Origin of the sequence: Salinibacterium sp. SWN167 (assembly GCF_015864665.1) — a bacterium.
Taxonomy (GTDB): domain Bacteria; phylum Actinomycetota; class Actinomycetes; order Actinomycetales; family Microbacteriaceae; genus Rhodoglobus.
Map to the genome: position 1 here is coordinate 725,633 of NZ_JADYWU010000001.1, position 20,787 is coordinate 746,419.

The 20,787-nt window shown below is 65.2% G+C and carries 17 protein-coding genes; 2 read left to right on the top strand and 15 right to left on the bottom strand.

Annotation, left to right across the window (positions count from 1 at the left end):
• Positions 1-61: 61 nt before the first annotated feature.
• From I6E60_RS03405 to I6E60_RS03435, 7 genes are all read right to left on the bottom strand, one after another.
• Positions 62-2,290: a heavy metal translocating P-type ATPase gene (locus I6E60_RS03405; protein ID WP_197180014.1), complete on the bottom strand. Its 2,229-nt coding sequence runs from the start codon at positions 2,288-2,290 to the stop codon at positions 62-64.
• Between the two features lie 170 nt (positions 2,291-2,460).
• Complete coding sequence (locus I6E60_RS03410) at positions 2,461-2,685, bottom strand: heavy-metal-associated domain-containing protein (RefSeq protein WP_129072252.1); 225 nt, start codon at positions 2,683-2,685, stop codon at positions 2,461-2,463.
• Between the two features lie 61 nt (positions 2,686-2,746).
• Positions 2,747-3,028 (bottom strand): metal-sensitive transcriptional regulator, encoded by a 282-nt coding sequence (locus I6E60_RS03415; RefSeq protein WP_129072251.1) that lies wholly within the window; start codon positions 3,026-3,028, stop codon positions 2,747-2,749.
• A 193-nt stretch (positions 3,029-3,221) separates the two neighbouring features.
• Positions 3,222-3,593, bottom strand: a complete 372-nt coding sequence (locus I6E60_RS03420) for a hypothetical protein (protein ID WP_197178892.1) — start codon at positions 3,591-3,593, stop codon at positions 3,222-3,224.
• Between the two features lie 141 nt (positions 3,594-3,734).
• Positions 3,735-4,310, bottom strand: a complete 576-nt coding sequence (locus I6E60_RS03425) for a hypothetical protein (RefSeq protein ID WP_231601114.1) — start codon at positions 4,308-4,310, stop codon at positions 3,735-3,737.
• A gap of 147 nt (positions 4,311-4,457) precedes the next feature.
• A complete protein-coding gene (locus tag I6E60_RS03430) occupies positions 4,458-5,303 on the bottom strand; it encodes a hypothetical protein (RefSeq protein ID WP_197178894.1) in 846 nt (281 codons plus the stop codon).
• Positions 5,304-5,425: 122 nt separating this feature from the next.
• Positions 5,426-7,624, bottom strand: coding sequence for a RecQ family ATP-dependent DNA helicase (locus tag I6E60_RS03435; RefSeq protein WP_197178896.1), 2,199 nt, complete (start codon positions 7,622-7,624; stop codon positions 5,426-5,428).
• A 152-nt stretch (positions 7,625-7,776) separates the two neighbouring features.
• Between I6E60_RS03435 and I6E60_RS03440 the strand changes: the two genes are divergently transcribed.
• Positions 7,777-8,667: an HNH endonuclease gene (locus I6E60_RS03440; RefSeq protein ID WP_197178898.1), complete on the top strand. Its 891-nt coding sequence runs from the start codon at positions 7,777-7,779 to the stop codon at positions 8,665-8,667.
• Between the two features lie 48 nt (positions 8,668-8,715).
• On the opposite strand, the gene I6E60_RS03445 is transcribed toward I6E60_RS03440, so the two are convergent.
• The 7 genes from I6E60_RS03445 to I6E60_RS03475 form a co-directional block, all read right to left on the bottom strand.
• Positions 8,716-9,114 (bottom strand): (deoxy)nucleoside triphosphate pyrophosphohydrolase, encoded by a 399-nt coding sequence (locus I6E60_RS03445; protein WP_197178900.1) that lies wholly within the window; start codon positions 9,112-9,114, stop codon positions 8,716-8,718.
• Positions 9,111-9,776: a hypothetical protein gene (locus I6E60_RS03450; RefSeq protein ID WP_197178902.1), complete on the bottom strand. Its 666-nt coding sequence runs from the start codon at positions 9,774-9,776 to the stop codon at positions 9,111-9,113. Before I6E60_RS03450 ends, I6E60_RS03445 begins: the two co-directional genes overlap by 4 nt.
• Positions 9,777-9,977: 201 nt before the next feature.
• On the bottom strand, positions 9,978-10,745 hold the full coding sequence (locus tag I6E60_RS03455) for a hypothetical protein (RefSeq protein WP_197178904.1): 768 nt from the start codon (positions 10,743-10,745) through the stop codon (positions 9,978-9,980).
• Positions 10,746-10,910: 165 nt separating this feature from the next.
• Positions 10,911-11,771 carry a DNA-formamidopyrimidine glycosylase family protein gene (locus I6E60_RS03460; RefSeq protein ID WP_197178906.1) on the bottom strand — a complete coding sequence of 287 codons (861 nt, stop codon included), beginning with the start codon at positions 11,769-11,771 and terminating at the stop codon, positions 10,911-10,913.
• Positions 11,764-16,545: an ATP-dependent helicase gene (locus I6E60_RS03465; protein WP_197178908.1), complete on the bottom strand. Its 4,782-nt coding sequence runs from the start codon at positions 16,543-16,545 to the stop codon at positions 11,764-11,766. The genes I6E60_RS03460 and I6E60_RS03465 overlap by 8 nt, the downstream gene beginning before the upstream one ends.
• A 128-nt stretch (positions 16,546-16,673) precedes the next feature.
• Positions 16,674-17,297: an alpha/beta hydrolase gene (locus I6E60_RS03470; RefSeq protein ID WP_197178910.1), complete on the bottom strand. Its 624-nt coding sequence runs from the start codon at positions 17,295-17,297 to the stop codon at positions 16,674-16,676.
• 75 nt (positions 17,298-17,372) lie between these two features.
• Positions 17,373-18,191 carry a hypothetical protein gene (locus I6E60_RS03475; protein ID WP_197178913.1) on the bottom strand — a complete coding sequence of 273 codons (819 nt, stop codon included), beginning with the start codon at positions 18,189-18,191 and terminating at the stop codon, positions 17,373-17,375.
• A gap of 207 nt (positions 18,192-18,398) precedes the next feature.
• Between I6E60_RS03475 and I6E60_RS03480 the strand changes: the two genes are divergently transcribed.
• Positions 18,399-18,938, top strand: coding sequence for an NUDIX hydrolase family protein (locus tag I6E60_RS03480; protein WP_197123033.1), 540 nt, complete (start codon positions 18,399-18,401; stop codon positions 18,936-18,938).
• A gap of 108 nt (positions 18,939-19,046) precedes the next feature.
• Here the strand turns inward: I6E60_RS03480 and I6E60_RS03485 are convergent, their stop codons facing one another.
• A complete protein-coding gene (locus I6E60_RS03485; RefSeq protein ID WP_197178915.1) occupies positions 19,047-20,723 on the bottom strand; it encodes a DEAD/DEAH box helicase in 1,677 nt (558 codons plus the stop codon).
• Positions 20,724-20,787: the final 64 nt, after the last annotated feature.

Sequence of the window (20,787 nt, forward strand, 5' to 3'; positions counted from 1 at the left end):
TCTGAGAAGAAAGGTCTTGGCGTCTTTGCTCCCCGATTGTGGCTCGGTTTAGTGCTCGTAACTAGGGGTTTCGAGAGCCGACCGAGCCCCGGAAACCGCGCAACCGCAGACTGTTCGTCACCACGAAGACCGACGAGAACGCCATGGCCGCCCCCGCGATGAGCGGGTTGAGCAGGCCGAGCATCGCGATCGGTAGCGCCGCCACGTTGTAGGCGAAAGCCCAGAACAGGTTTCCGCGGATGATCCCGAGGGTGCGCTTGGCGAGGCGAACCGCGTCGGCGACGACCAGCAGGTCGCCGCTGACGACGGTGATGTCGCTGGCAGCGATCGCGGCATCCGTTCCGCCACCCATGGCAATGCCGAGGTCGGCGGCGGCGAGGGCAGCAGAGTCGTTCACTCCGTCACCGACCATCGCCACAACCCGGCCTTCGGCCTGCAGCTGGCGGATGACGTCGAGCTTTCCCTGCGGAGTAATCCCGGCATGCACATCAGTGATTCCCACCACGTCGGCGACGGATGCCGCAGCGCCGGCGTTATCGCCGGTGAGCAACACAGGGCGCAGGCCGAGACGGATGAACTCGGCGATGGCGTCCGCACTGCTTGCCTTGACGGTGTCGCCGACAATCAGCACGCCTCGCGCCTGACCGGCCCACGCGATGACCATCGCGGTTGACCCGGCGGCTTCGGCTTTCTCGACTAAGGCGATCGCGGCATCCGACACCGTCTGCTGGTGGTCGGCGGTGAGCCATGACGGCTTGCCGACGAACACCACGGTGCCGTCGATGGTGGCCTGAACGCCGGTGCCCGCGTGGGCGGCGAAGTCGGTGACGGCCGGAAGCTCGATGTTGCGTTCTTCGGCTGCAGCGACAACGGCACGGCCGACCGGATGCTCGGAGCCAGCCTCCACGGCGGCGGCGCGAGCCAGCACGAGCTGCTCGTTCTCGCCGTCGAGCACCTCGATCGAGCTGAGGCGCATTTCGCCGGTCGTGACGGTGCCGGTTTTGTCGAGCACGATGGTGTCGACCGAGCGGGTCTGTTCAAGAACCTGCGGTCCGCTGATCAGGATGCCGAGCTGCGATCCACGGCCGGTGCCCACGAGTAGGGCGGTGGGCGTTGCGAGTCCGAGGGCGCAGGGGCACGCGATGACGAGCGTGGTGACGGCGGCCGTGAAGGCGAGCTCGATGGGCCCGCCGGCGATCATCCAGCCGACGAAAGCGACGACAGCGAGGCCGAGCACGACCGGAACGAAGATCGCCGAAACACGATCGGCGAGACGCTGGATGTCGGCTTTGCCGGTCTGCGCGTCTTCGACCATGCGACCGAGTCGGGCCAGTTCGGTGTCGCGGCCGACGCGGGTGATTTCGATGACGAGGCGTCCGCCGACGTTGAGGGTGGCACCGGTGACGCGGTCGTCGGGGCCGACTTCGACGGGCACCGATTCGCCGGTGAGCATGCTCGCATCGACGGCAGAGTTGCCTTCGATGATGAGGCCGTCGCTGGCGATTTTCTCGCCGGGGCGAACCACGACGTGGTCGCCGACGACGAGCGAGGAGACGGCAACGCGCTGTTCGACGCCGCCGCGCAGAACGGCGGCATCCTTCGCGCCAAGTTCGAGCAGGGCGCGAAGAGCAGCACCGGACTCGCGGCTAGCGCGGGCCTCGATGTACTTGCCGAGCAGGATGAAGACGGTGACGGCTGCGGCAACTTCAAGATAGATCTCGCTTGAGCCACCGTGGGGTGTTCCGAAGAACGTCATCGTCATGTGCATGCCGGCCTCGCCAGCACCACCGAAGAAGAGGGCGTAGAGCGACCAGCCGAAGGCGGCAATGATGCCCAAGCTGATGAGCGTGTCCATCGTCGCGGCACCGTGGCGCGCGTTGGTGGCGGCGGCGCGGTGGAACGGCCACGCGCCCCACACCACAACCGGGGCCGTGAGAGTGAGCGCGAGCCACTGCCAGTAGGTGAACTGCAGCGCCGGGATCATCGACATCAGCACGACCGGCACGGCCAGCGCGGTGGAGATCTGCAGGCGGCGCAGTACTTGTGAAGCCCAGTCGTCGTCGCTGTTGCTGCTGGTGTCGCTGCCGTCGGCTTCGTCGCGTTCGTACACCGGCGTCGGGATGACGGCGCTATACCCGGCAGCCTTCACCGTTTCGAGAAACTGCTCGGTATCGGTGCCCTCGGGCGCGCGAACGCGAGCCTTCTCGGTGGCGTAATTGACGGTCGCCTCGACGCCGGGGAGCTTGTTGAGCTTGCGCTCGATGCGGCCCGCGCAGGAGGCGCAGGTCATTCCGGTGATGTCGAGTTCGACATCCAGCAGGTTGACGGTGCTGGCGGATGCGGCGCTGCCCGTTGCGGTGCCGGCGGATGCGGCACTGGCAGATGCGGCGCCGTCGTTCGTCACGGGCTGGCTGTCACCAGCGGCGGCGTGGTTCGCGGGCGACTGGTTGTCCGCGGGCATCAGAGGCTCGTGACGAGCGTGTAGCCGGCCTCCTCGATTGCGGCGCTGACGGTGGCGTCGTCGAGGGGTGATTCCGACGTGACAGAAACGGTGGAGGGCAGGCCCGAGGCGAGGTCGACGGTGACGGCGGTCACGCCATCCACTTCGCTGAGTTCTTCGGTGACGCTGCTGACGCAGTGGCTGCAGGTCATTCCTTCGACCAGGTAATCGGCGGTGTGGGTCATGATTCTCCTTCGATTGCCGCGGGCGCTCGGCGCGGGCGGAAGTTGTAGTGGAAAGCGGCTGTTAGGAACGAACGAGGCGTGCGATCGCGGCACTCGCTTCGCGCAGTTTCTCGTCGGCGACCGGCCCGCCCTCGCGCGCGGCTTCGGCAACGCAGTGACTGAGGTGATCGTCGAGCAGGGCGAGTGCGACAGACTCGAGAGCCTTCGTCGCGGCCGATACCTGAGTGAGAACGTCGATGCAGTAGGTGTCTTCTTCGATCATGCGGTGGATGCCGCGAACCTGACCTTCCGCGCGACGCAGACGCTTGAGCAGCTGCTCTTTGTTGTCGTCGTAGCCAGGCATGAAGACCTCCGCGTGTGCGTTCGGATTGATACCCCTTGGGGGTATCACCATTACACGCCTGTGCGCGCGGAAAGTCAACCGGGGTGAGCGGTCTCTCAGCGGCGCTCGCGGGACGGATGCCGCTGGTCGCGTGCGTCGCTTAAGAGAGCGAGCGCCCGAACTGACTGCTCGGGGCCTAGCGGATGCCCGCGCTCTAGACGAGCACTGCCGCTTGTGCGAGTGCGGTTTCGAACGCGCTCACTGATCCGCTGGCGGCCTCAAGCTCGTGATTCCGCAGTGCTGTCGAGATGCGGCCATCGTCGTGATGAGCGAGCACGACCGGCAGTTCGACGGTCGCGACGAAGGCGACTTCTGCTTCGGTGATTTCGTTGCGGTGGCGCACCTCGAGGGGTACTCCGAGGCGGCGGACCATCGCATCCCACTCCGGTTTGCGGCGAACCGGCGAGTGCGTGATGTCGCACAGCGAGCACGCGGCGGTGCCGAGCATGTGGCCGATGACGTAGCGCGTTTCGCCCCACACGCCGCCATCAGCGTTGTAGATACCGGTGTAGCGGATGATCGCCATGATGTCTGCCCTGCCTACGTGCACTCGCCCGGCACGGTGCCGGAACTCCTGTGTGCAGAGTTATTCGGAGACGTCGGGCATCGCGGATGGGTGCGATCGAGCAGGCGGGCATCCTGCAGTCGGATCAGTCGCGGCCTCCGACTACTGTTCGGCGATGGTGTGGGCTCGGGCTGCTCGTGCTTTTCTCCACACGATCACCACAGAGATTACTGCCACGACGGCAATGGTGACGAGGATGAGTGTCACATTGGCGTCGATCCAGGTGGTGAAGAAGCGCGCGAAGCCTGAGCCAAGGATGCCGCCGGTGCCGCCGTCGTAGAGGTAGGTCAGGAACAGGCTGTACGGGTAGCTGATGGCGGCGGCGATGATCATGGTGACGATGCCGATACCGGTTGCGGCAGCGAATCCTCGGCCGGTGACGGGCGATCGCCCTGATCCGCGGGCGAAGAGGTCGAACGCAATGAGGATGGCGAACGGTGAGGTAGCGGCGCCCGCGGTCGGAGAGTTGAGTCCGAAGACGGCCGCGAGGATGGCGGCGATGGGGATGGTGAGAAGGGCGATGAGGACGCCGCGGCGAAACCGGTAGGGCTTGTCAGGCTCGCGGATGATGTTGCCGCGACCGTGCTGAGCGGCGTTGATCTGAGCTTCGGCTTCAAATACGCGGCCCTGAGCGTGGGCATAGTTGCCAGGGCCGGGGTTTTGGTACATCTCTGACATGGTCATCACCTCGCGCGGTGCGGCGGGATTCTCTCGCCAGGCACCAGCTTGCTAACTCTCAGGATAGCTAAGTATTTCTCTAAAAGGGAGCCCGTGGCTCGCGGATGATGGCGACGCAACGGTCGCGGAGGCATTTCACGGTGATACCTATCTTCCGGTTCGAAGGCCCGACCACGCCGTGATTGCTTTTCGGGCGAGATCGCTCAACCGCGACGCGAACCCCGTCGGGGTTTCTTGTTCGCCGAGTGGTTTTCCGTTAAGAATGATGCCGGGCGATGAGGCATTGATGGTCATGACGTGATTGGCGAACTTGTTGGCTGCATTCGCCGAGTTGGTGGCGGATGACGACAACGCTTGCCGCGACGTCTCGAAGCGGTTGGTCGCGGTGGTTGCAGCAGCGTTGGCTTTCGCCATGAGGTTATCGCGGTGCGCCGCAGCTGCTTTGGCGGCGTACATGACCACCACGAGGATGGCGAGAACAGCGGTGACGATGAACGGAACGGTGATTTGTTCGGCCTGCGTGGGGAAAGGAAACTCGGTGCGCCCGGTGAGGATGTCCTCGATGATGCCGGTCGTGCCGCCGTTAGAGATGTAGGTGTTGAAGAGCCCGGAGAGCAGTCCGGCGACGGCTCCGAGAGCGGTGGCGATCGATCCAACAATGAGGGCGAACAGAAAATCTCGGCCGCGGGTAACGGTCTGGCGCGAGCCCACAGCAAAAAGTTGAAAGGCGGTGAGCATCCCGACCGCTCCGAAGATGGCTCCGATTCCGAAGCCCAGCAGGCCAACAAGGATCGCAGCGGCGAGGGCGAGGGGAATCGCGAACAGGGAGAGGAATGCTCCGAGGGCGAAGTTGTAGGGCGTGGTGTCGGTGGGAAGGGTGCCGCCGGGAACAGTGCCGCCGTTGATGTTCGTGGCGGAGATCATGGTGCCGGAGTGGCGTTCGAGCGAGCGCGCGTACTTGGTGGGGCTCTGATTCGTGGAGAGACCTGACATGATCGCGACCTCCGATCGCACCGCAACGGCTACGTTGTTCGAGTTACCAGAGTAGCTTTCTTGCCGGTGAAGCGGCAGGGAGAGTGCGAGATTGCTGGCGCGTGAGGGTTAGTCGTTCCAGATTATCCACGCAGGGCGAGCGCGAACGGCAACACGGCATCCGCCCCGGCGTCGCGGAGCGCTTTCGCCGCTATCGTGAGGGTCCAGCGCGAGTCGACGAGGTCATCCACGAGCAGGATGGGGCCGCGTGGCAGTTCGCCGCCAGCCCACTCGAACTGCTGCCACACGCTGGCCAGCCGGTAGGCGCTGTTGCCGCCGGTCTCACCCTGCGGTCCGTCACCGGTGAGCGAGAGCGACCCGAGGTAGGGGAGCTTGCCGGCGCTGGCGAGGGCTTCGGCGACGGATGCCACGAGTTTTGGTCGGCGGCGTGACGGCATCGAGACCACGGCGACGGGTCGCTCATCCCACCCCCAGTCGGCAAGTACGCGCACGCAGGCGGCAACGAGCGCGGGGCTCGCTGGTGCGTCGGGGGTGCCGGGGGCGAAGAGGGTGCGCAGGGTGCCGCCCCAGCCGAGGTCGGTGAGGCGGGCGAGGGCGCGGCCTTCGAGGGAGCGTTGGTCGGGGTTGATGCGTCCGCGCACGGGCACCCCGAGCTTGTCGGCTCCGGTGGGCCATTGGGCGCGGGGCTCGATGGGTACGCCGACTTTGTCGAGGGTGGCGGTGGCACGGCTGGTGGCATCCGTGGTGATGTCGGTGGGGTACCAGATGCCGGCGCAGTTGTCGCAGCGGCCGCAGGGGGTGGCGGTGTCGTCGTCGAGGGCGCGTTGCAGAAATTCCATGCGGCAGCCTTCGGTGCCGGCGGGGAGTTGTTCGTAGTCGAGCATGTTCTGTTGTTCGGCGCGGCGGGCGGCGGTGACTCCGGCGTAGCGTTCGGCGTCGTAGCTCCAGGGTTGGCCGGTGGCGGTCCAGCCGCCTTGCACGCGGGCGACGGCACCGTCGACATCCAACACTTTGAGCAGCAGTTCGAGGGGGCTGCGGCGCAGGTTTACGCGCGCTTCGAGCGCAGGGGTGGAGACGGGCCCGGCACCAGAGTCGGCGGCGGCGGTGAGCTCGGAGATCACGAGTTCGGCGTTGGCTTGATCGGGCATGGATGAGGTGGCGAAGTATTCCCAGATGTCGCGGTCTTCGGGCCCGGGCATCAGCAGCACGTCGGCGTTGTCGGTGGCACGCCCGGCACGCCCGACCTGTTGGTAGTAGGCCACGGGAGAAGAAGGAGCACCCAAGTGGATGACGAAGCCGAGGTCGGGCTTGTCGAATCCCATACCGAGGGCGCTGGTGGCAACGAGCGCTTTGACGGTGTTGTTCTTGAGCGCCTGCTCGGACTCTTCGCGTTCTTGGGGGTCGGTTTTGCCGGTGTAGGCGCGCACATCCATGCCGCTGTCGCGCAGCAGTCGCGCGGTGTCTTCGGCGGCCGACACGGTGAGCGTGTAGATGATTCCGCTGCCCGGCAGTTCGGCGAGGTGGCTCAGCAGCCAGCCGAGGCGGGCGCGGGCATCCGGCAATTTCAGTACGCCTAGGCGCAGGGATGCTCGCGCGAGGGGTCCGCGGATGGTGACGACTTCGGTGCCTGCCGCGGCTGTGCTCTCGGTGACGCCTGTGGTGCCTGCGGCGTTCTCGACGCCAGCGGTGCCGTCGTTGCCGCCGCTTGCGCCACCTTCGAGCTGCGCGGCGATGTCGGCGACGACGCGGGAGTTGGCGGTGGCGGTGGTGGCGAGCACGGGCACGCCGGCGGGCATGGTGGCGATGAGTTCGCGCAGGCGGCGGTAGTCGGGGCGAAAGTCGTGGCCCCAGTCGCTGATGCAGTGCGCTTCGTCGACGACGAGCATCCCGATGCGGTTGATCAGTGCGGGCAGTTGGTTGTCGCGAAAGCTGGGGTTGTTGAGGCGTTCGGGCGAGACGAGCAGCACGTCGACTTCATCGTTGGCGAGCTGCTGCTGAACCTCAGCCCATTCGTGGGGGTTGGTGGAGTTGATAGCGACGGCCCGAACTCCGGCGCGGGATGCCGCAGCAATCTGATCCCGCATCAGCGCCAGCAGTGGCGACACAAGCACGGTAGGGCCCGCACCTCGCCGGCGCATGAGCAGCGTGGAAACGAAGTAGACGGCGGACTTTCCCCACCCGGTGCGCTGCACCACGAGCGCCCGGCGGCGCCCATCGACGAGCGTCTCGATCGCCTCAAACTGCCCCTCATGAAAATCGGCAGTCTCATTGCCGACAAGCGTGCGAAGAACGGTCAGGGCCTCAGTGCGGGTATCTGTCACGTGGCTAGTGTGTCAGGGGGTGCTGACTTTTCGGTGCGGAATGGCGCGATCACCACTTGGGCTCGCGGCCGCAGTCTCGCGATTAGAGATTGACTGCCGATTGTTCGCTCACATATGGGGAGGATCTCTCGGCACCCGGCCATACTGGGTGAATGGCACTCAATTCCTATGAGCAGGCCCGCCTTCGGCTTGCAATCTTTGCCGACCTCGAAATCATGATGGACCGGAATGGCGGCTACGCATCACGCGACGAGCTGGTGAACTTCGAAATAGAGGGAAAGCGCCTCGGTTTGATCGACTACAGCCGAGGCATCAGAAATCCCATCGAGTTCGATTCGACTCTCTCGGTAGTGACGTCGGCTGAGAGCCCGTACAGCGACAACGTAGGTGACGACGGTCTGCTGCGTTACTCAATGCGTTCAGGAGATCCTGTCGGCGGCGACAACCGCAAACTGCGGGTCGCCATGGAAACTCGAACGCCGATTATTCTTTTCGAAAAACTGAAGCCGAATGTGTATGTGCCCAGCATTCCCGCGTTTGTGATCGATGAGATCCGGTCAGAAAGGTATTTCCTGATTGCAGCTGGAGAGGCTGCGTGGCCAGGATCCCTCGCGACACCCGAAGACGAGATAGCGAAACGCTACGTCGAACAAGTGGTCAAACGTCGCGTGCACCAACCGGTTTTTCGGGCAAGAGTGATGATCGCCTACCAGCGCACGTGCGCGGTTTGTCGGCTTGCACACCCTGAGCTTTTGGATGCCGCCCACATCGTGCCCGATAGTAACGAAAGAGGAGTCGCGCGAGTTAACAACGGGCTCGCGCTCTGCAAGATTCATCATGCTGCCTTCGATCGAAACCTGATGGGCATATCGCCAGATTATGTCGTACATGTGAGCGGCGAGCTACTTCGCGAATCAGGAGGCACCATGTTGAAACACGCAATTCAAGACATGCACAACGTGGGGCTGTCGCTGCCAGCTTCGGCGGAGAACTATCCATCTCGCGAGGCGTTGGACTTTCGTTTCTCCACCTTTATCCACTGATCTAGACAACATCTCAGGGAGCCGGAGAGGGTGCTGCTTGCACCCTGCTTAGGAGCTCGCCGCTTTCTCAATCAGCGCGACCGCAGGGATGTCGGCAGGGGCCCATTCAAGCGAACTCAGTTCGGCGGGCGCAAGCCAGCGAACCTCCGCGTGTTCGGTCAGCACCGGCGTACCGGAGAGCAGCTCGCAGTAGAACGTCGTCAGCACGACGACTCCGAAATCGTACTCGTGAGTCGTGGTGGTGATCAGCTCGCCTACGGACACCTCGCACTCAAGCTCTTCGGTGATCTCGCGCGCGAGTGCATCGCGAGGAGTCTCGCCGGCCTCGATCTTGCCGCCGGGGAACTCCCACATCCCGGGCAAGGCTCCACCGGGTCCGCGCTGGGCGCAGAGGATCAGACCATCGCGCACGATGACCGCGCCGACGACGTTGATCTGTTTCTTCACGACTGATCCTTCTTAGCGGTTGATCGATTCCAGAGGCTCGTCTTCTCTGGCTGAATCGCCAGCGGCTCGCCATTCAGCAGAATACCGGGGCTGCTGCGCGGAGTGGCGGAGGCGGGAGCGTTTGCCGGAGCGGCGGCGCGAGCATCCGGAGCACCCGACCCACCCACAGTGTCAGCGGTGTGAACCTCGGCAGCGTCGTGACGAGCGGCCAAGGCGCTGCGGCCCGCGCTCACCACCAGGATGATTGAGAACACGATCACGAGGAGCGCCGGGATCAACACCTCGAGAATGCTATTGCTGAGCTGGAGTTCGACCCGGCGCGCGAAGACGCTGCCGAACAGGCCGCCCTTGTCGCCGGCCGAGACGAAGGAGCGGTAGACGGCTGCGAGGTATCCGCTGATGAACCCCAGTATCACCGCGATAGTGCCAATCAGAGCGCTCAGGGCGAAGCCGGCGCCGCTGATAGCTTTGCGGCGCGAACCGAACGTGAAGAGCGCGAAGACGGCCAGCATCCCGACCGCGGCGAAGGCTGAAGCGAATCCGAAGCCGAGCGATGCCAGCACCGTCGTCACCACTAGCGCCAGCGGGATCGCGAGCAACGCGAACGCGACACCGCGCCCAAAACTGTAGGGACGCGGGGCGGGGTCAAGAACCTCAGTCACAGCAGGGCCTCCATCGGTGTTCATGCGAGCCAGTGCGCGGCTGCGGCTGTTGGACAATCGCTGCAGCGCGAGTTCGGGCAAGGGGCGTTCCCTGCGATCATCATCGAGACTACTGTTCGCGCGCAGTCGCCAGATACTTTGGGCAGCTCTGGCGCCACCACCGGTAGCGGGTGTCAGTGGGGCCGGTCCCCGATGCCGAGGCTACTTCTTAGGCTTCTTTTCGTCGAGCGGTTTTCCGTTGAGCAGGATGCCGCTCGAGGATTCGTTGAGGGTGGGGGCGAGTGCGGGGCTGCTTGTTGCCGTTGTCGCGTTTTTCTCAGGGGCGGGACTTGGGGCGGGACTCGGTGCGGCCCCTGGCGCGGTGAACTCGGAAAACTGCTCCGCCGTCAGAGCTCGCACCCGGCCTGTTGCGTTCACGATCTGGGATCTGAGCTGAACTATCCCGATAGCGAGCACGATTCCTACGGCGCACACGACCAGAATTTCGGCGCGGCCCTCGCTCACTCGTTGGCTGAGGACGGTGGCGAAGGTGTCGCCGAAAAATCCGCCATCTCCGGAGACGGCCAAAAAGGAGGCGTAGGAGTGGGCTATCACCGCGGCGCCGAAGCCGAGCACGACCGCGACCCCGCCAATGGCGATCGCGGTGACGAGCGTGCGTCCTCTGAGCGGTGACCGGTGCGATCCGAGGTCGAATAGTTTCAGCGCGACCCACATTCCGGAGGCGGCGAAGAATATCCCGATCATTTGCCGCACGCCCGTTGCCAACGCGATCACCGTGGGAATGAGGATCGCCACGGGGATTGCTGTGAGGGCGAGCACGAATCCGCGTCGCGGTGCGTATTGCTTCGCGAGGCGTGCGGGAACCTCTTTCGACAGCCTGACAATGGCTTTATAAGTATTTTTTGTCATGACATCGCTGTTGTCGGTTCGCGACTTGTGGGGGCTAGCGGTGCTCAACAGGGTGTCCATTCAGTAGACCTCCGGATGGTGGAGGGGCGCTTTCAGGCGACGGTTTCTGCGCCACGTCTCGGCCTCGCGCATCAGCCTAACCGACGGCGAATCTAACGCGAGCGATCCTTATTCACCCCCGCGACGGCATCGCTACGAAACCGCGGCGATGCTGCGACGGCACCACTACTTCTGGCAGCTCGGGCACCACCACATGAAGCGGGTGTCGGTGGGGCCGGTGCCGAGCTGATCCGACTCGATGCGGGTGCCGCAGCGCAGGCACGCTTCGCCGCGCCGTCCGTGCACCCAGTAGCGGGGTTTGCCGCGCGGCAGGCCCGTGAGATTGCGGATCGGGCGGTCCTTGTTCACCATGATCGCCTTGTAGCCGAGCGCGACGAGGCGTCTCGGATCGGCGATCTCGCCGATGGGCGTGTGCGGGCGAACACCGCGCAGAAAGCTCAACTCGTTCGCGAATACGTTGCCGAGGCCGGCCAGGTTCCGCTGATCGAGCAGCGCGAGAGCGACCGGCCGCTCGGGGTCTGACAGCAGGTTCGCCAACGCGATTTCGGCATCCCAATCGGGGCCGAGCAGGTCCGGGCCCAGGTGCCCCACAATGCTGTCTTCGGATGCCGTGGGCACCACCTCAAGCAGGCCCAGTTCGAAACCTACCGCGGTCTTCGTTGCCGTGCTCAGCACCCCGCGAGCCAGGTAGGAGGGCTTGCGCCACCGTTCCCCGGCGCCGTAAATCTCCCACACGCCCTCCATCTTGAGGTGGCTGTGAATGGTGAGGCCGCCGCTTGGTCCGACTGCTGCGGCTGCGTCCGCGGCTGTGCCTGCGCCTGAAGCTGCAGAAGCCGCGGCGTCGGCATCCGGCGCAACCCGAATCAGCAGGTGCTTGCCGCGCGGCACGACACTCGTGACGGTCTGGCCGCTGAGGTCGAGGGTCGCAAAAGCAGGCACGCGAAAGTCGGTGCGCGTGAGAATCTGGCCGTCGAGAGCCGCCCGCAGTTTGGCGGCCGCCTTATAGACGGAATCGCCCTCAGGCACGGAGCCTCAACCCCTGCGGTGTGGGCACGAAACCAGCCTCCACGAGGGCTTTGCCCACGGGAGTGCCGACGGCGAAGTCGCCATTCACCTTCTCGATGCGCAGCTTCGGCAGGGTTCCGCGGAGGGTGCTCGTGAGTGAACGCGTCGCGGCATCCACGACGGCGGGCTCGAGATCGAAGGCGAGGAGGGACTTGCCGCCGCGCTCCAAGTACAGGGCCAAATGGCCATCAACCATCACCACGACGGCGCCGGCCTTGCGGCCCGGGCGGTGCTTCTTGGGAGCATCCGCAGCAGACTTTGCAGCTGTCGCCCAGCCTTCGTCTGGGGACGAGGGGGCGTCCGAGTCACCCCCTGCGGGAGTACCTGTCGCCGAGCCAACACCAGCACCAGCACCTGCACCAGAACTGCCAAGACCGCCAGAGTCTTCACCAGCATCCGCCCCACCAATCCCGGGCCACCCCAGCGCCGCCCCGTACGGGTTCGCCGGGTCAGTCGCGGCGAGAGTGATCGCGCGAAGTTCGGGCGCAGCATCCGGATCCCGCGTGAAACCACGCAGGCGGTCAACCGTCGCACCGGTCGCAAACTGGGCAGCACCGAGACCGTCGATGAAGTAACCGCGTCGTGCGCGGCCGGTTTCCTCGAAGCCGCTCAGCACGCGGTACGTCAAGGCGAAGCCACCGCGGATGCCCTCGCTCACAACCGCGCCACGAGTAACGACCGCGTGCCGTTCGAGCATCAACTCGGCGGTCGACTTGGCGCGCACCGTCGTGTCACCTTCGGCGGTTTCGAGGAGCGCCCAGCGCCCGGACGCACTCGGCGGCCCCGCCTGCGCCACCGTCGAGACGCGTCCGCGATAGGCGCGAGCTCGCGCCGGACGCGGTGCCCGAGTGGCCCGCACCGTTCCTCCGAGATGCGCGCGCAGCGGCGCAAAGCTGTCATTCGTGATGAGCGACCGCCACACCAAATCCCACAGCTCCTTCAGCAGCACCTTGTCATCGGTGCTGCCGACCTGGTTCGAGAGCTGCCTAAAGAAGAACGCGCCACCACCGGCCAGCGCCTCGAGAATGTTCTGCTGTAACTCGCTTAGCCCATCGCGATCCGGCTCGGGCAGCGTCAGCGCTGCGGTCGCCGCGGGGTGCAAACTAATCCAGCCATCGCTGCCGGCCAGCGCACCCTGCCCGGCCCAGACCACCTCACCCGAGGTCGTCAGTTCATCGAGCCACGCGGGCGAATAGTCACGCACGCGCGCACTCAAAATGAAGTTCTCCCACGCGGATGCCGGGGCTGAGTACCCAGCAAGTTGGTCGATCACTTGGGCCAGGCCATCAATTCCGCGCAACGAGTCACCGGCAGCGGAGACGTGTTGCCAGGCGGGCAGGAACCGACCGAGCGTCGCGTGCGACACCGGTTCAACTTCTTGGCGGAGCGCCGCGAGGGAGCGGCTGCGCAGACGACGCAGCACATCCACGGAGCACCACTCGGTGCCGCTCGCGCCGGGGCGGAACTCGCCATCGACGACGCGGCGGTCAGCCGCGAGGCGACGCAGGGTGTCGTGCACGACGGCGGTTCCGAGGCCGAAGCGGGCGGCGGCATCCGCGAGTGTGAAGGGACCGTGGGTGCGGGCGTAACGACTCACGAGGTCGCCGACGGGATCGTCAACGGGCTCGATGAACGCGGCCGGAACACCGATCGGCAGCGGCACCCCGAGGGCGTCGCGCAGGCGAGCGGAATCTTCGATCACCGCCCAGCGGCGTTCGCCCGCGATGGTCACTTCGAGCACGCGGTTCGCTTTCGCGAGCCCGGTCAGGTCGGTCGTGAGAGCGGCGCCGGTCACGAGCGAGCGCGCCTCAATCTCGGCGACGGACTGCGGGCCGAGCACGCGCAACAGATCGACGAGCCCTTCCGCATTCCGGGCATGACGGTCGGGCACGAGCCGCTGCAGTTCGTTCTCGGTCTGATCGATGACGCCGGGGTCGAGCAGTTCGCGCAGTTCGGCACGCCCCAACAGCTCGGCGAGCAGCGCCGGGTCGAGCGAGAGCGCAGCAGCCCGACGCTCCGCGAGCGGCGAATCGCCCTCGTAGACAAAAGCGGCCATGTAGCCGAAGAGCAGGCTGCGCGCGAACGGCGACGGCACGTCCGTTTCGGTCTCCATGACGCGGATGCCGCGGCTCGCGATGCGCTTCGTCAGCGCCGTGAGCGCCGGCAGGTCGTACACGTCTTGCAGCACTTCGCGCACCGTCTCGAGCACGATCGGAAAGCTCGGGTACTTGCGCGCGACATCCAGCAACTGCGAAGCGCGTTGGCGTTGTTGCCACAGCGGCGAACGCTTGCCGGGGTCGCGGCGCGGCAGCAGCAGGGCTCGGGCGGCGCATTCCCGAAAGCGCGCGGCAAAGAGGGCTGAACCACCCACTTCTTCCGTGACAATCTGTTCGAGCTCTTCAGCGTCGAACACAAAGAGGTCGGCACCGGGCGGGGCGGCATCGGTGTCGGGGATGCGCACGACGATGCCATCGTCACCGGCCATGGCTGCGCCATCCACCCCCAGCTGTTCGCGGATGCGCGCCGTAATCGCCAACGCCCAGGGCGCGTGCACGGGCATGCCGTACGGGGAATGCAGGATCACGCGCCAGTCGCCCAGCTCATCGCGGAACCGCTCGACGACGAGAGTCGTGTCGCTCGGAACGTGCCCCGTCGCCGCCTTCTGCTCGGTGACGAGGGCGAGCAGGTTGCTCACGGCATGCTCGTCGAGCCCGATCGATTCGGCCCGAGCGCGCGCATCGTCAGCGGATGCCGTAGCAATTTCTTTCGTGAACGCCCCGATCGCTTCGCCCAATTCTGCCGGGCGGCCGAGGCCATCGCCCTTCCAGAACGGCACGCGGCCGGGCTGCCCGAAGGCGGGGGAGACGAGCACTTGATCGTGGGTGATGTCTTCGATGCGCCAGCTGGTGGTGCCGAGCGCGAAGACGTCGCCGACACGCGATTCGTAAACCATCTCTTCGTCGAGTTCGCCCACTCGACGGCCGGGAGCTCCTGCTTCGCCGCCGATCATGAACACGCCGAAGAGGCCGCGGTCGGGGATGGTGCCGCCCGAGGTGACGGCCAAGCGTTGCGAGCCGGGGCGGCCGCTGATGGTGCCGGCAACCCGATCCCACACCACGCGCGGCCGCAGCTCAGAGAATTCGTCGCTCGGGTAGAGACCGCTCAGCAGGTCGAGGGTCGCATCGAAGGCGCTTCGAGGCAGGGTCGAGAACGGCGCGCTGCGGCGCACGGTGTCGAACCAGTCCTCGATGTCGATCTCGTCGAGAGCAACCGCGGCGACGGTCTGCTGCGCGAGCACATCGAGCGGGTTCGTCGGCACCGAGAGAGCTTCGATCTGCCCGCTGCGCATCCGTTCAACAGCAACAGAGGTGTGGATGAGGTCGGTGCGGTGCTTCGGGAAAAGCATGCCTTTGGAGATTTCTCCCACCTGATGCCCGGCTCGCCCAATGCGTTGAAGCCCGCTCGCGACCGACGGCGGCGACTCGACCTGAATGACGAGGTCGACGGCGCCCATGTCGATGCCGAGTTCGAGCGAGCTGGTTGCGACAACACAGCGCAGCACGCCGGTCTTGAGGTCGTCTTCGATGATCGCGCGCTGGTCTTTGCTCACGGAGCCGTGGTGCGCGCGAGCGAGCAACGGGGCGGCGCCCATCGTGGAGCCGCTCTGCGCCATCATCTCGGAGGGTGGCTTCCACGGTTGTTGCGGGGCGGCGTAGGCCGTGGCATCCGCACTGGCTTGGCTGCGGGCGCGGGCTTCGTCGCCGTCGACGCTGCCGTCGTTCATCCGCTCGTCGTAGATCTCGTTGAGACGTGCCGTCAGCCGCTCGGCGAGGCGCCGGGAGTTCGCAAACACGATGGTGGAGCGGTGATCGAGAATCGCATCCACAATGCGTTCTTCGACGTGCGGCCACAGGGATGCGGCCGACTCGGGCGTCGCCTCGTCGTCTTTGCCGTCGCCGCCGCTGGCTTTGCCGCGCGCCGATGCCACGGTGCCGGGAATCGTCATGTCGGGCACGGGAACGACAACGCTCAACTCGAACGTCTTGGTCGACGGTGGATGCACGATCGTCACGGGGGAGCGGCCGCCCAAAAACCGAGCAACTTCTTCGATCGGTCGCACGGTGGCGGAGAGACCGATGCGCTGCACGGGTTTCGCGAGCAGAGCATCCAACCGTTCGAGCGATAACGCCAAGTGCGCGCCACGTTTGGTGGCGGCGACGGCGTGCACCTCGTCGATGATGACGGTGTCGACGTTCTTGAGGGTCTCGCGGGCCGCCGAAGTGAGCATCAGATACAGCGACTCAGGGGTCGTGATCAGGATGTCGGGAGGCAGGCGGGCAAGCAGACGCCGGTCTTGCTGGGTCGTGTCTCCAGATCGCACGCCCACGGTGATGTCGGTCTCACCAAGCCCGAGCCGGCGAGCGGTTTGGGTGACGCCGACGAGGGGAGCGCGAAGGTTGCGCTCGACGTCGACGCCGAGCGCCTTGAGCGGGGAAATGTAGAGCACTCGCGTGCGCTGCTTGGGGTTGGCCGGTGGCGGACTCGAGGCCAACTGGTCGATCGCCCACAAGAACGCGGCAAGCGTCTTGCCCGAACCCGTGGGGGCAACGACAAGTGCATGCGCCCCGGTAGAGATTGCATCCCATGCCCCGAGCTGGGCCGGGGTGGCAGCATCGAACGCGCCCTCGAACCACTCTCGGGTGGCGGGCGAAAATTTGCCGAGCACATCGCTCATGTCTCTATCTTCGCCGCAACCCCTGACAGAGCCCTACGGATTTCGCCGCAGGCGTGCAGCGCGACTGCCAACGGCGGCAACGATGAACCACCGCAACCGCCGTTCACTCGCGGCCGCACCGTGAACCGCTATGAGTGCGTGTGCAGAAAGCTCACAAAGTCGTTGAGCTCATCGGTCGAGATCGCGTGCGCGAGCCCCTCATAGATGCGGGTCTCGGCGCGCGTGTGATCGACGAGCCAGTCTTCGGTGCGCTCAATTGCCGCCGCGGGAATCACTGGATCATCCGTGCCGCGACCCCAAAACACGGGCGGGCGGATGGCCGTGAGCGCCGCATCTCCGGGATGCTCGGCACTGGCCACGAAGCCGGAGAGTGCGACGGCACTCGTGAAGCGTTCCGGGGCTAGCCGCAAGAGTTGGAGGGCCATGGCGGCCCCTTGCGAGAAACCGAGGAGGCTCACACTCGTGTACTGCTGAGCATCGAGCCATTCGAGCACGGCGTTGGCGGCGTCATCCACGCCAGAAACCTGGGGGAGCCCGCCACCGCTGAGGTCGATGGGGAACCACGAGAACCCGCCGCTTTCGGGGATTGGCGCTCGCAGCGAGGCAATCACGGGGCCGAGTGGCAGGGCGGGAGCGAGCGAGAACAGATCGCCCTCGTGGGAGCCGTACCCGTGTAACAGCACGATGAGCGGGCGGCCGGCCCGTTCGCGTTCAGGGGCCGACCAAAGAACTGCGGAGGAATCGATCTGCATGGAGCAAAGCCTACGCGGCGCAGCTAGGGGCCGACGGTGGTAAGCATCAATCTTTGAAAGCTCCGCACAGCAGGCTTAGGGGTGAATGATCACCGCCAAAATTGCCCGGAGTTGACCGTAGGGCTCGGCTGCTGCAGCGTGCACTGCGGGATCACACGTCATCGTTGCGACGAGCGAGGTGCCGGAGTCGGGCATCGAGCGGGCAATGACTTCTGCAACCTGATGTTCGCCAGTTGGTAAGGTGAGCGCCAGAGTTCCTGTGGCGAATTCGATTGCGCTTTCGCCTTGTGTTGTAGAAAAAGTGACGTCGATGGTTCCCACGTCAAGAACCGAGGCTTCGGGGCCTTTGTCGGCGTAAGCCTCAATGACGCCATCGACCATTTCTTCTGAGGGAATGCTGTCAGTGGGACTCTCAGCCATCTGGCTAGCAACAGTTTGCGACGTGATGAGCGAACACCCGGTTTCGTCGTGCTGCCACACATTGACGCCATTGTCGTCGAAGGTGACGTGCTTCCAGTCAGGAGTCATTTGCCAAGCCCACACCGGCTGCCCATCAAACACCGCCAATGTCGTCAGCGGGATGTGTTCAACGCCACCAGCCAGCGGCGCAGGCGATTGCGTTGACTTTCCCTTCGTGATCGCTGTGCCTTCAGAATTGCAGCGATCATTGTCGCAATCCGCTGCTGGTGGAGTGCCGAAGACGAGACTTGCGGTCACGACGAACGCTGCGGCGATACCAATGAACACGAGTCCGCCGGCGGCGATGAGCGCCCACGCCCAGCGCGGTAACCCGCGTCGTGGGGTCGGGTCTCCAGCACTTGCCGGGTCGTGCGCCGACCCGTCCACCGGAAGGGGACGCTGAGGTGGACTGTCGCGGGGTGTCTGATCGGTCATGGGTTCCCTTTCGCAAGACAGGCGAGTGCCTGAGACATGAACGCTAATTCGGGGGGCTGGTGCCTCCAGCGTGGAGTGCGCGAGCTGTGCACTGCGCGAGAGAAAGCGGGATTGTGGGCGACTAGTCACCGGCCAGGGCAAGCCCGCCGCGGCATCCGACCGCCGACATCGTGCACGCCAAACCCGCACGATGGGTGACAATGGAGCATGAGCTCCGTCGGCACACCAGATCCCAACTCGTCTTGGCTTTCAGATGAGGAGCTTGCGGAGACCCGCAGGCGACTGCCGCTGCTCTATGTAGAGGCGGTTCCTGTGCGAGTAGATGGGCTGGGTCGCGTCACTGAGGTCGGCACTCTGGTGCGCGGCAACGATGGTGAGATTACTCGCACCCTCGTCTCTGGCCGTGTCATGTTTGGCGAGACGTTGCGCGATGCCCTGTTCCGTCATCTGGAAAAGGATCTGGGCCCGATGGCCTTCCCACTTTTGCCCGCAAGCCCGACCCCGTTCATGGTCGCCGAGTACTTCCCGTGGCCCGGCGATAGCCAGTTCACTGATCCCCGCCAGCACGCCGTTTCGATGGCCTACGTCGTTCCTGTCACGGGTACGTGCGAACCGCGTCAGGATGCGCTTGAGCTCACCTGGTTGAGCCCCGCCGCAGCGGTCTCCGACGACGTCACCGCCGACATGGAAGGCGGCCGCGGAGCACTCTTGCGCGCCGCCCTCGCTTCCGTCGGCGTTCTGCCGTAACTCGCGAGCCCCACCACCAGTTAAACGCCGAAGGGCGACGAACCCCAACCCAGCATTGCTGGGTGAGATTCGCCGCCCTCAGACGGTAAAGCTGTGTTGCGCTGAGCCTTAGCGCCCGCTGCTCGAAGCACGACGGTTGGGTCGCACTACCTGGCCAACGCGAACGGGTCCGCTTCCGGCCTGAGCGCGGCCCTTGCCGCCGCGCGGACGCGTGGGAGCTTCAGCTTGCTGCTGGCGCGGCTGCTGAGTTGAGCGCTGTTCGCTTGAGCCTGAACCGGCAACGACGGCGCCACGGCCGGAGCCTTGACGATCGTTACGCTGTTGGCCGCCACGAGCGCCGTCGCGAGCGCCATCACGTGCCTGGCCATCGCGAGCGGCACCGTTACGGCCACCACGAGAGTTACCTCCGTTGCCGCCACGTCCACCGGCTCCGCCACGTCCACCGGCGCCACCACGGCCACCCTCACGGGCACCATCACGTTCGCCTTCGTAGAATCCGCCTTCGCCGTCGCGACGTGAACGCTTGCGCTGGGCGTTTGCACCCTGCGAACGTCCACCCTGTGACTGGCCACGGGCGGGAGCTGCTGCGCGAGGCGCAGGCTTGACGTATTCGGCTACTTCACCGGTCAGGGCCACGACGGCTTCTGACTTGGCGTTGACGTGCTGCGGGGTCACCGTGATGGCGGCCTTACGCAGCAGTGCTGCAGTGTCTTTGCGCTGGGTCGGAAGAACGATCGTGACAACGTCGCCCTCTTCTCCGGCACGAGCGGTACGGCCACTGCGGTGCAGGTATGCCTTGTGCTCGGCGGGCGGGTCAACGTGGATGACCAGCTCAATGTTGTCGACGTGCACGCCGCGGGCTGCGACGTCAGTAGCAACAAGCACCTTCACGTCGCCAGCGGAGAACGCGGCGAGGTTACGGTCACGGGCAACCTGCGAGAGGTTTCCGTGCAGGTCGACGGCGGGGATTCCGGCATCCGTCAACTGGCGTGCCAGCTTCTTGGCGTGGTGCTTGGTGCGCATGAAGAGGATGCGGCGGCCGGTGCCCGAAGCAAGCTTCTCGATGAGAACGCGCTTGGATTCGACGCTCTCGGTCTCGAAGACGTGGTGGGTCATGGCGGAGACGTGCGAGTTTGCTTCGTCGACCGAGTGCAGAACCTCGTTGTGGAGGAAGCGGCGAACCAGCTTGTCTACACCGTTGTCGAGGGTGGCGCTGAACAGCATCCGCTGTCCATTGCTGGGGGTCTTGTCGAGGATGCGGGTCACGACGGGCAAGAATCCAAGGTCGGCCATGTGGTCGGCCTCGTCAAGCACGGTGATCTCGATTGCGTCAAGGCTCACGAAGCCCTGCTTCATGAGGTCTTCGAGGCGACCGGGGCAGGCAACGATAATGTCGACGCCGGCCTTGAGGGCAGCAACCTGGCGGTTCTGACTCACGCCACCGAAGATTGTGGTGGTGTTGAGGCCATACGCGGCAGCGAGAGGTTCGATCACAGCAGAGATCTGTGTGGCGAGCTCGCGGGTCGGTGCGAGCACGAGACCCAGCGGGCGACCCGGGCGACGCTTGCCACCGGAGAGTGTGCCACCGAGGCGAGCAACCATCGGAAGAGAGAAGGCGAGGGTCTTGCCCGAGCCTGTCTTTCCGCGGCCGAGAACATCGCGACCGTTGAGCGTGTCAGGCAGGGTGTCGAGCTGGATGGGGAACGGCGTGGTCTTGCCGTCGGCTGCAAGAGCAGCAACGAGAGGCGCGGGTACGCCAAGCGAGCTAAAAGTTTGTTCAGTCAAAGTAATGGTGCCTTTCAGGCATAAGTAACAGATGGGCGTTACACCGGAGGCACACGGGCACAGT